Origin of the sequence: Chitinibacter sp. ZOR0017 (assembly GCF_000799095.1) — a bacterium.
GTDB classification, from domain to species: Bacteria; Pseudomonadota; Gammaproteobacteria; order Burkholderiales; family Chitinibacteraceae; genus Chitinibacter; species Chitinibacter tainanensis.
The window spans coordinates 1-11352 of record NZ_JTLG01000027.1; the positions used below are offsets into that span (position 1 = coordinate 1).

The following is an 11352-nucleotide window of genomic DNA, read 5'->3' on the forward strand; positions in this document are numbered from 1 at the left end:
TGGTGCCAATGGTGACCTCTTTGAGGCCATCGGGGGCTTTGACGGTAAAGTCGCCGGCCACGGGGCCGTCGCTTTCCAATACCGTCATGTCGCTTGGGTCTGAAGATGGTAGACCACTGCCTCCATCGGTATTTGGAATCTCGGCACTAGGCAGGCCGAGGCTTTCGGCCGCCAAGACAGCGCTCGGGATGGTAATCTCAACCGTAGGCAGTGGGTTCTCGCCAAAATCGAAACTTACGGGGTTCACCGCTTCGGCGATGCGCAGTAGCCGAACAAAGCCACTGCCTTCATCCGAGCCACCAGCGCCCCCCAGACCTGCGGCGGTGGCCTCCAGATCCTGGCTGAGATCCTGGCCGGCATTCAGCGCTGCAATAATCTGATCCGCGCTGGCATCCGTTGAGGCGACTTTAGCCTCAGTCGCATCCGTGGGCTGATTGCCGGTCAAATCCGCATCAAGCAGTAGCTCACGCCCGGCGCCCAACTCCACTAACTGGCCATTTGGCAACATCAGCGTCACTTGGCCGTTGGCCGAGGTATGAATCACCTGACCTTCCAGCAATTGATCGCCGGCCACAACGGGGGTCTCTTTACCAGTGGCATCGCGAATGAACGCCTCGCCCGCAACAACAACAATACCCTGTGCGCTACCGGATTTACTATTTGCAACTGTGCTGGCCATGATCGAACTCCACCCGCTGAACCGAAAAAAGGTTTTTTAAACCTAGGACACGGATAGTCTTAATTCGACTGTACCAAAGTACAATCTGGCGATGCCTCTATTGACGGCATAAGAAAAACGCCCCATTCGGGGCGCTTTTCAGACAGACGGCATGGCTTAGCGTTCGGTTAATGCACTGGATTTTGCTTTCAACACGGGCTTGAGCAAATACGACAGCACTGTTTTCTTGCCGGTGAGGATGTCTACTTCAGCCACCATCCCCGGAATAATCGGCAAACGTTTGCCATCTTTATGCAGGAAAGCTTCTGAGGTCCGCACGCGGATCAGATAAAAGGCGTTACCTTTCTCGTCCTTCACCGTATCGGCACCGATCTGCACCACCTCGGCATCCAGCCCACCGTAAACCGAAAAATCGTAAGCACTAAACTTCACGGTGGCTTTTTGCTGCGGACGCAGGAAAGCAATATCACGCGGCTGGATTTTCACTTCCAGCATCAGGCTTTCACCCGCAGGCACAATCTCGATAATGTCCTTCCCCGGCTGCACCACCCCGCCCACGGTATTGGCAAACAATTGCTTGACCGTGCCATCCATGGGCGAGCGGATTTCAGACTGCTTCACCCGATCTTGCAAGCCAACGCTACCGGCCGACAGTGCACTCAACTTACCGCTAGTTTCGGCCAGCTCAGTACGGGCTTGGTTGCGGAAAATCAGCTCCACCTCCTGAATCTTGCGATTCGCCTCAGCCATCGCCGCCTGCACGCGCGGAATTTGCGCCCCGGCGCTATCACGTTCGCCCTGATAGCGCGATACATCCCGCTCCAGCCGCAAGACTTCCACATCCGATACCGCGCCCGATTTCAACAACGGCCGCGTGGCGTCCAGCTCTTTCTTGGTCAGCTCATAGCCTTGGGCGGCCTGCTCACGACGCGCGCGGATTTCGTTCAACTCTTGCGTACGTTGGTTCAACTGCTGGCGAGCGATGCCGACCGACGCATCCAGCTCTGAGCGTTTAGATTGGTACAGCATTTCTTCTTGTGCCGCGATTTGTGGCGCTTGGCTGCTGACTTCAGCCGGCATATTCAGGCTCGTACCATTGGCCAGAGCTTCTAGCCGCGCAGCCTTGGCTTTCAAAGATAAATACTGGGCATTGCTTTCTTTGAGGGTCGAGACAAAGCGGGTTGGGTCGATTTTCAGCAGTAACTGCCCTTTTTTGACCTGCTGCCCCTCGCGCACCAAAATCTCTTGCACACTACCGCCATCCAGGCTCTGAATGACCTGCAGTTCCCGCGAAGGAATCACCTTGCCCTCGCCTTTGGTGACTTCATCCAGCTCAGCCAGGGCAGCCCAAATAATCAGTACCAGTACCGCCAGTAAAGACAGCCGAATAAGAATCCGCGCCTTGTAGGGGCTTTGCTCGGCAATCGTATGCGTGGCATCGGCCACATAGTTAGAGTCATCGATCAGATCACGGTCATCGGCAAAAAAGATATACCGATCGAACATCATATTGCTAAAGCTGCGCAGGTTTTCCCAGCTACGCTTGATGAAGCCGGGCTTGGCCGGCTGTGTGTGTGGTGCATTCATTATGCGCCCCCTCCTGCCTTGCCAATCCGCCCTTGCTGCAATGCTTCGACCACCTGGGCTTTCGGCCCATCGGCCATTACCTGGCCCTGATCAATCACAATCAAACGATCAACCAGTTCCAGCAAGGAGGTGCGGTGCGTCACCAGCAGCAGCGTTTTACCGGGTAAATAACCGCGCAGCTTGGCCTTGAGCCGTTCTTCACTTTGATGATCCATTGAGCTACTTGGCTCATCCAGCAACAAGACCGGCGGATCATTCAAGACTGCCCGGGCGATTGCCACCGCTTGCCGTTGCCCGCCCGATAGCGATTCGCCACGTTCGCCAATCGGCATATCAAAACCACGCGGGTTGGCGTTGGCAAATTCAGCAATCCCCGCTAATTCGGCTGCGGCCAAAATCTGGCTGTCATCGCAAGCACTGCTGCCCAAGGCAATATTCTGTTTCAGCGAGCCAAAAAACAGCAGCGGGTCTTGTGGCACATAGCCAATGGCTTTGCGTAGCTCGGCGGGGTCAATCTGCCGAGTGTCGATCCCATCTATCAAGACCGCGCCTTCATCGGGCTGATACAGCCCCAGAATCAACTTTTCCAGCGTGGTTTTACCCGAACCTACCCGGCCGATAATCCCCACCCGTTCACCGGCCTTCAATTTGAAACTGACGTTTTTCAGCGCCAGATCATCGCGCCCGGTCGAGCGATAAGTGAACGACACATTGCGAAACTCGATTTCGCCGCGGAACGACTCACGATGCAGAAAAGCGCTATCTGCGGGCCGTTCAACCGGCATTTGCATATGGCTTTCCACCGCGCCGAGCGAGGTTTTGGCATTTTGGTATTGCATTAGCAAACCAGCCACTTGGCCTAGCGGGGCCATCGCCCGCCCAGCCAGCATCGAGGCGGCAATAATGCCCCCCATCGAGATCTGCCCGTCAACCAGCAGATACACGCCGACAATCACCGTCACCACCGACACCAGCTGTGCTACGGCCTGGGCGAAATTCACCGTGGTGGTTGAAATCAGCTTCAGGCGGCCACCAATTTGCGCCAGAAAGCGGGTGGCGCGCTCGTAGCGGCGCTGCATTTCGCCCTCGGCCCGCATCACCTTGATGGTTTCCAACCCCACCATGCTCTCTACCAGCGTAGCATTGCGCTGCGCCGCGGCACGTTGGGTCAGCTCCACCAGCTGGTTCATCTTGTCCTGTGCCAACCACGAGAACAGCACAATCAGCAAAGACCCCACCAGCGGCGGCAACAGCAACCATGGGGAAATCCAAGTCAAAACAAGGAAGAAAATCAGTACAAAAGGCAGATCAACCAAGGTGGTGATCGAGGCCGAGGCAATAAAATCGCGCACCGACTCGAACGCGCGTAAATTGGCGGTGAAAGAACCTACCGAGGCCGGCTTGGCCTGCATTTTCACGCCCAGCACCCGCTCCATAATCAGGCCGGAGAGCGTTACATCAATTCGCTTGGAGGCCACATCCAGAATGTAGCCGCGCGCCGTGCGCAATACGAAATCAAACCCCAGCACCAGCACCGCCCCAATCGCCAGCACCCACAGGGTTTCGACGGCGTGATTGGGCACCACGCGGTCGTAGACATTCATCGAAAACAGCGGCATTGCCAAGGCAAACAGATTGATCAGCAAGGCGGCAAACAGCGCGTCGCGATAAATCCGCCAATTGTCATACATTGCGCCCCAGAACCAATGCCGCTCGCGCACCTGCCCCATTTCGGGAGTGCGGGCATCAAAGCGAAAACGCGGGCGCACGACGATGACAAATCCGGCGTAGAGCTTCAGCAACTCGGCACCTTCCAGCACCTCGGATGATTCGCCACTTTCCGGAAACCGCACGCGGAATTTCGCGCCGGGCAGTCGCTCTAGCAGCACGCAAGCGCGGTGGTTATTCAGCAGTAAAATGGTTGGGTATAAGCGCTCGGGAATATCTTCGAGCTTTTGCCGCAATACCCGCGCCGATAAGCCCGCCCGCGCCGCTGCGCGGGGCAACAGCGAAGGAGTGAGCTGGTTATTCACCAACGGTAAACCCGCCGCCAACGCCTGGGCGGTCCATGGTTCACCATGCACACGGGTTATTTCGACCAGACAATCCAGCAGCGGGTCAAAATGCCCCTGCCCTTCGCCTAAATGCCAGCCAAATCCATCATTGCTCGTGCTTGTCTGCGTCATGCCCGATCCTAAAGGTCCGCGATGTTGTTGTTCTCTGGAACTGCGCCCAGTCTAGCGCGGCTTGTGCTCTACTTACAAAACTTTGCCAGGATTGAGCAGGCCGGCGGGGTCTAAGGCCTGCTTGATTTGCCGCATCAGAGTCAGCTCCAGTGGACTGCGCACACTGCGCAAGGTGTCGCGCTTAAGTTGCCCGATGCCGTGTTCGGCGCTGATACTGCCGTGCAAAGCCGCGACATGCCGATACACGATGGCATTCACCGCTGCTTCCTGCTGATACACCCCAGCCGTTTTATCGGCCAGAAATAGGTTGTAATGCAGGTTGCCATCTCCCAAATGGCCAAAGGCCACAATCCTTACATCTGGAAATGACGCTTGCATTTCAGCATCGCATATTTGCAGAAAGTCCGGAATTGCCCCGATGGGCAGACTGATATCATGCTTGATGCTCACGCCTTCTACCCGCTGCGCCTCAGGGATCGACTCGCGCAGCTGCCAAAATAGGGCCGCTTCGCTGGCATTATTCGCTACATAGGCCTCTTCGAGCCCGTGAGCAAACAGATATTCAGCCAGGCGCTCGGTCAGTTGCTCACTCTCGCCCCCATCCGATAACTCGATCAGCACCGACCAGGCCGGCGGCGGCGCAAACGGCTGGGCTAGGCGAGGAAAATGCTGCTGCAACAAGGCCAAACACGGGGCAGAAATCAGCTCGAACGAAGTCACCCGATCGCCCACCTCGGCCTGCAAACCGCGCAGCAAATCCACCGCTGCCTGCGGGTCGCTCACCGCCACCAGCGCGGTGGCATGCGCCGTTGGTAGCGGATATAAGCGCAGCACGGCCTTGGTAATCAGTCCCAGCGTGCCTTCCGAGCCCACAAACAGCTGCTTCAGATCATAGCCGGTATTGTCTTTTCGCAGGCCGCGCGCGCCATCCCAGATCTCGCCATCGGCCAGCACGACTTCCAGCCCCAGCGTCAGCTCGCGCATATTGCCGTAGCGCAGTACATTCACGCCGCCAGCATTGGTCGCCAGCGCCCCGCCGATCTGACAGCTTTCAAATGCCGCCCAATTGGCCGGAAACAGGCGGTTTGCCGCCAGCGCCGCCTGCTGCACCGCCGCCAAGGTCACGCCGGCTTCTACCGTCATGGTGTTGTTATCGGCATCCACCTTAATGATTTGCTGCATGCGCTCGAAGGAGATCACCAGCGATTGGCCGCTGGCCAGCGGCGTGGCGGCACCACACAGGCTGGTATTGCCCCCTTGCGGCACGATGCTCACGCCATGCGCTGCGCACAGTTTCACCAGCTCTTGTACTTGCGCCGTGCTGTTCGGGCGGGCCACCGCCAGCGCCTCGCCCTGATAGCGGCGACGCTGATCCAAACAATACGGCGCCGTGTCGGCGCCGAACAAAATCGCATGGGATTGTTGCCATGCCTGCAATTGCGCGAGCAGTGTCATTACGGGTCTTGGGCCTTTCGCCTGCACGGCGAAAACGGGGTTAAAACGGGGGCGACGATGCCGATCGGCATTACCGTATAGCCACCCAGCCTAGCCTGATCAAAGCATAGCGGGCGATACCACCCCCAGTATATTACTTAAGCCAGCCAGAAATCCTGCCGGGCGGCGTGATGCTGAATCACGCGCTGGAAATGCGTCGGGTCTTTGGCGAAAGTCATCTCGCCAGCTGCCGGCTGGTAAAAATCCAGCAGGCGCGACACCCAGAAGCGCAGCGCTGCGGCGCGCAACATCACCGGCCAATCGGCCACTTCGGCCGCAGTCAGCGCACGTACGCTTTGATAGCCAGCCAGCATGGCACGGGCGCGGGTATCGTCGATCTCGCCATCGGCCAGCACACACCAGTCGTTCAGGGTAATCGCCAGATCGTAGAGCAGGATATCGTTGCAGGCGTAGTAAAAATCGATAAAGCCGCCCACTTCATCGCCATTCATCAGCGCATTGTCGCGGAACAAATCGGCATGAATCACGCCGCGCGGCAGCTGATCAAATTTGTGCAGCGATTGCAGCTGCACTTCGGCATGCAGCTGGGCCGCATCAGCTTCAGCCATATACGGATACATTTGCTGCGCGGTGTCGGTCCACCAGCGCGGGCCGCGCGGATTGGCCATCTGTCCGGCATAGCTTTGTGCGGCCAGGTGCATTTGCGCCAGCATTTGCCCCACCTGGCGGCATTGCGCGGCATTCGGCTGCTCGATTACCGCACCGGGCAGACACGGCACCAACAGCGTGGGCCGGCCATTGAGGGTATCAATATACTCACCCGCGGCATTGGCAATCGGCGCCGCAATCGCAATGCCCTGCTCGCCCAAGTGCACCATCAGGTTTACGTAGTACGGCAGCTCATCGCTGCGCAGGGTTTCAAACAGGGTCAGCACATAGCGGCCCTGCGTGGTGGTCACAAAATAATTGGTATTGGTGACGCCGGCGGCAATGCCTTTGAGCTCCAGCAACTCGCCTAGCGGGTAACGCGCCAGAAAGGGGCGCAGCTCGTCGGCACTAACAGTGGTAAAAACAGACATGAATACTCTCAGAATTCCAGCAACACCCACGTCGGGATGGCGATATTGCCCACATCGTCGCGGCGCATGAATTCGCCTTTGCCGGTCGGGTCGATCAGATAATAGGGTTTCCCCACTTTCGGGGTGACTTTCACTTGATACAACTTGCCGTGCAGACGGTATTCGGCAATCGTGGCATCCGCTTTTTCGATGATGCGCACTTCAGGGGCCTGTTCGGCCAAAGAGGGTGTGTCTTCGGTCGGCATGGGCGGTGGCAGATCGGCCACCACTTCGGCCAGCGCTGGGCTTGCCAGCAAAGTACTGAACAGCAGGGCCAGCAGGCGGGTTCGCAATTCACGCATGGCGTCACTCCTTGGTCGGTTCCGACGTTTATAATGCGGGCACTATTTCATTCAATATAGAGACTGCCCGCATGGCAACGCTGCTTTTAATCGACGGCTCATCCTATCTGTACCGCGCCTTTCATGCCATCCGCGAACTCAGTGCCCCGGATGGCACGCCGAGCAATGCGCTGTTCGGATTTGTGAACATGCTCAAAAAGCTGCGGGCGCAAACTCACGCCGATTATATCGCGTGCGTGTTCGATGCCAAAGGTAAAACCTTTCGCGATGACATCTACCCAGCCTACAAAGCCCAGCGCCCGCCCATGCCCGATGAGCTGCGCGTGCAAATCGAGCCGATTCACCAAGCCGTCGCCGCGTTTGGCATCCCGATTTTGATGCTCGAAGGCGTCGAGGCCGACGATGTGATCGGTACGCTAGCGCGGCAAGCCTCCGCGCAAGGCATCACCACGATTATGTCCACCGGCGATAAAGACATGTCGCAGCTGGTCGATGACTACGCGCGCATCGAAAACAGCATGACCGAAGAAGTGCTTGATCGCGATGGCGTATTTGCCAAATTCAACGTCTGGCCCGAGCAGATTGTGGATTACCTCGCGCTGATCGGCGACACGGTGGATAACGTGCCGGGCGTGCCCAAATGCGGCCCGAAAACCGCCGCCAAATGGCTGGCTGAATTTGGCAGCCTCGATAACATCATCGCCAACGCCGAGTCCATCAAAGGCGTGGTCGGGCAAAACCTGCGCGATACTTTGCAATGGTTACCCACCGCGAAAGAGCTGGTGACGATCAAATGCGACGTTGATCTCTCGGCCGAGCTGCCCAACGGCCTTGCCGATCTAACGCCGAAAGCCGAGGACAGCGCCACGCTGTTACAGCTGTTTACCCGCTTTAATTTCCGCACCTGGATGCGCGAGATGGAAGGCAAAGTTGGTTCAGCGGCCAAGCCCGAAGAACCTAAGGGTATCACCTCAGATCTCTTTGGTAACGGGCCTAGCGAGGCAATACCCGCTGAAGTATCAAATATCCCCGCCGCGCCCGTCGAGCGCCATTACGAATGCATCAACACGCCCGAACTGCTCGCCAAATGGATAGATAAAATCAGCGCCGCCAGCATCACCGCGTTCGACACCGAAACCGATAGCCTCGATCAAATGCAGGCGCGCTTGGTCGGCATGTCGTTCTCGGTGCAAGCGGGCGAAGCTGCCTACTTGCCGCTGGCTCACCACGGTGCCGACACCCCGGAACAACTGCCGTTCGACGCTACGCTCGCGCAACTGAAACCGTGGCTGGAATCCGCCGAGCATAAAAAAGTCGGCCAGAATCTGAAATACGATCAGCACGTTTTGGCGAACTTAGGCATCAATCTCACCGGTATCGCCGACGATACGCTATTGATGAGCTACGTGCTCGCCAGCCACGAAAAGCACAATATGGACGACCAAGCCACGCGTGAGCTCGGTGAAACGACGATTAAATACGAAGACATTTGTGGCAAAGGCGCCAAGCAGATTGGCTTTGCCGAGGTTGATCTGGATACCGCCACAGCGTATGCAGCGGAAGACGCCGACATTACTGGCCGCCTAGCTCATACCCTACTCCCTCGCTTGCAAGCCAACGCCGGGCTGCACTATGTGTACCGCGAAATCGAAATGCCGTCGCGCCAAGTGCTGTACGTGATGGAGCGTAACGGTATTTTGGTCGACGCGAACAAGCTCAACCGCCAAAGCCACGACATCGGCCTGCGCCTGATCGAGTTGGAGCAGCAAGCTTACGAGCTGGCGGGCCAGCCGTTTAACCTCGGCTCACCGAAGCAGCTCGGCGAGATTTTCTTCGACAAACTGAAACTCCCCGTCATCAAAAAAACGCCGAAAGGCGCGCCATCCACCGACGAAGAAGTACTCAGCGAATTGGCGAAAGACTACCCGCTACCGAAAGTACTGCTCGAACACCGCAGCCTCGCCAAACTCAAATCCACCTACACCGACAAGCTGCCGCTGATGATCAACGCCGCCACCGGCCGCGTGCACACCAGCTTTAACCAGACCGTGGCGGTCACGGGGCGTTTGAGCTCGTCCGACCCAAACTTGCAAAACATCCCGGTGCGCACGCCGGAAGGCCGCAAAATCCGCGAAGCCTTTATCGCGCCCGCGGGCTGCAAAATTGTCTCGGCCGATTACTCACAGATCGAGCTGCGCATCATGGCGCATCTATCCGGCGACGCCGCGCTGATCCGCGCCTTTGAGCAGGGGCTCGACATTCACAAAGCCACCGCAGCCGAAGTGTTTGGCGTGGGTCTGGATGAAGTGACCGGTGAGCAGCGCCGCTACGCCAAGAGCATCAACTTCGGCCTGATCTACGGCATGAGCGCGTTTGGCCTCGCCGCTCAGCTCGAAATCACCCGGGAAGCGGCGAAAACCTTTATTGAACGCTATTTCAACCGCTTCCCCGGCGTCGCCGAATACATGGAAGTCACCCGCGCCGCCGCGCGCGACGCCGGCTACGTCGAAACCGTCTTCGGCCGCCGCCTGTGGCTACCGGCGATCAAATCATCCAACGGCGCACAGCGTGCTGGTGCGGAGCGCGCAGCAATCAATGCGCCGATGCAGGGCACGGCGGCTGACCTCATCAAGCTGGCGATGGTGGCGGTGAATAATTGGTTAATTGCCGAGAAGTTGAATAGCCGACTGCTGTTGCAGGTGCATGATGAGTTGATCTTAGAAGTACCTGACGGTGAGCTGTCTTTAGTAACATCGCAATTACCGATCATCATGGCGGGTGTGGCGGAGTTGAAAGTGCCATTGCTGGCGGAAGTGGGCGTTGGGGAGAACTGGGAAGAGGCGCATTGATTTTTCGAGCCCAGCTAAGCAATTAAGGAAAAAATATGAATAAATACTACCCTCCAAAACATAATACTGAACAGTTTCACTGTATATATTGTGGTGTTTTTTCAAAACAAAAATGGGGTAGATTGCATTTTTCTCCATGGGATAGCAAATCGCCACTTCAATAGTGCAGCTGCGAACACTGTAACCAAATCTCATATTGGCACGAAGCGAAAATGATACTTCCATCAGAATCTCCAATCATGCCACCACATTCAGATATGCCTGCAGAAATAATCGATGAATATAATGAGGCCCGTTCAATCTTTGCCAAATCACCAAGAGCCTCAGCTGCCATGCTTCGTCTCGCAGTGCAAAAACTAGTAAAAATACTAGGTGAAAAAGGTGAGAACATTAATCAGGATATTAAAGCTCTCGTTGAAAAGGGTTTACCAGTACAAGTTCAGCAGGCTTTGGATTTTTGTCGGGTCGTCGGTAACAATGCAGTTCATCCAGGTGAAATCAATCTGAATGACTCACCTGAAATCGCTCAAAATCTCTTTTCTATGATTAATTTTATTGTCGAAGATCGCATTTCAAGACCAAAACAGATTGAAAACCTTTATATGTCCCTTCCTGAAGGCGCTAGAAAATCAATAGAAAAAAGAGACGAAAAAAATACATAATCAATTTTCGCTTTAGCGCTGCAATGAGTAATCGCCGAAGGTATTGCTCCGCATGCTCTAAACCTCAAAACCGCCAACCATGGCGGTTTTTCTTTATCTGCAACATTCATCCACCACGGATTAGCGGCTATGCGCCGCGGCACTGACTTTCCTTGCTTCGCCAAGGAAAGTCAGCAAAGGAAGGCGACCCCACATCTGCGTCGGCTACGCCGATGCCCTCGACTGCGGACGGATCGAGGCGGCGGCGGGACTTAACAAAACAGGCCCCGCCGAAACCCCGCCCCGCCCCGTTCTCGCTCGGCGCAGCTGTAGGGGAATTGGCGTAAACCAACGATTCATGCACATACCCACCACAGTGTAGCCCTGAAGGCTTTTTATTGATTAGCTTTGGTGGATATACCCCAACCGCCAATTAGCACAGATTGCCCGTGGAGACGCGCCGTTCGGGAGGCGCTTGGCAAGGTTTTAAGCCGCAACCTGTTTGAGCTGCGCGACGCTAGCGCGCAGCGAGTTT

8 protein-coding genes are annotated in these 11352 nt (G+C 56.5%); 2 read left to right on the forward strand and 6 right to left on the reverse strand.

Annotated features, from left to right (window positions below; genetic code table 11):
• The 6 genes from L991_RS09940 to L991_RS09965 all read right to left on the reverse strand — a co-directional run.
• Positions 1-679, reverse strand: a 679-nt coding sequence (locus L991_RS09940; protein ID WP_047394818.1) for a retention module-containing protein, incomplete at its 3' end; no start/stop codon positions are given.
• A 156-nt stretch (positions 680-835) separates the two neighbouring features.
• Positions 836-2266, reverse strand: a complete 1431-nt coding sequence (locus tag L991_RS09945; protein WP_028448389.1) for an HlyD family type I secretion periplasmic adaptor subunit — start codon at positions 2264-2266, stop codon at positions 836-838.
• A complete protein-coding gene (locus L991_RS09950) occupies positions 2266-4452 on the reverse strand; it encodes a type I secretion system permease/ATPase (RefSeq protein WP_052190797.1) in 2187 nt (728 codons plus the stop codon). Before L991_RS09950 ends, L991_RS09945 begins: the two co-directional genes overlap by 1 nt.
• A gap of 72 nt (positions 4453-4524) precedes the next feature.
• Entirely contained in the window at positions 4525-5907 is a 1383-nt protein-coding gene (locus L991_RS09955; protein WP_047394821.1) for an FAD-binding oxidoreductase, read from the reverse strand.
• A 137-nt stretch (positions 5908-6044) separates the two neighbouring features.
• Positions 6045-6986: a homoserine kinase gene (locus tag L991_RS09960; RefSeq protein ID WP_047394824.1), complete on the reverse strand. Its 942-nt coding sequence runs from the start codon at positions 6984-6986 to the stop codon at positions 6045-6047.
• A gap of 8 nt (positions 6987-6994) precedes the next feature.
• Entirely contained in the window at positions 6995-7327 is a 333-nt protein-coding gene (locus L991_RS09965; RefSeq protein WP_051258623.1) for a DUF2782 domain-containing protein, read from the reverse strand.
• Positions 7328-7398: 71 nt separating this feature from the next.
• Between L991_RS09965 and polA the strand changes: the two genes are divergently transcribed.
• Both polA and L991_RS09975 read left to right on the forward strand, forming a co-directional pair.
• Positions 7399-10176, forward strand: a complete 2778-nt coding sequence (gene polA, locus L991_RS09970; protein WP_047394827.1) for a DNA polymerase I — start codon at positions 7399-7401, stop codon at positions 10174-10176.
• 239 nt (positions 10177-10415) lie between these two features.
• The gene (locus tag L991_RS09975; RefSeq protein ID WP_197053860.1) at positions 10416-10838 is read left to right on the forward strand and encodes a DUF4145 domain-containing protein; all 423 of its coding nucleotides are present in this window, start codon (positions 10416-10418) and stop codon (positions 10836-10838) included.
• Positions 10839-11352: the final 514 nt, after the last annotated feature.

What these genes read in the sequence shown, in the direction of transcription:
- polA (WP_047394827.1), top strand. Translation starts at nt 7,399, where the DNA reads ATGGCAACGCTGCTTTTAATCGACGGCTCATCCTATCTGTACCGCGCC.
- L991_RS09955 (WP_047394821.1), bottom strand. Translation starts at nt 5,907, where the DNA reads ATGACACTGCTCGCGCAATTGCAGGCATGGCAACAATCCCATGCGATT.
- L991_RS09950 (WP_052190797.1), bottom strand. Translation starts at nt 4,452, where the DNA reads ATGACGCAGACAAGCACGAGCAATGATGGATTTGGCTGGCATTTAGGC.
- L991_RS09960 (WP_047394824.1), bottom strand. Translation starts at nt 6,986, where the DNA reads ATGTCTGTTTTTACCACTGTTAGTGCCGACGAGCTGCGCCCCTTTCTG.
- L991_RS09975 (WP_197053860.1), top strand. Translation starts at nt 10,416, where the DNA reads ATGCCACCACATTCAGATATGCCTGCAGAAATAATCGATGAATATAAT.
- L991_RS09965 (WP_051258623.1), bottom strand. Translation starts at nt 7,327, where the DNA reads ATGCGTGAATTGCGAACCCGCCTGCTGGCCCTGCTGTTCAGTACTTTG.
- L991_RS09945 (WP_028448389.1), bottom strand. Translation starts at nt 2,266, where the DNA reads ATGAATGCACCACACACACAGCCGGCCAAGCCCGGCTTCATCAAGCGT.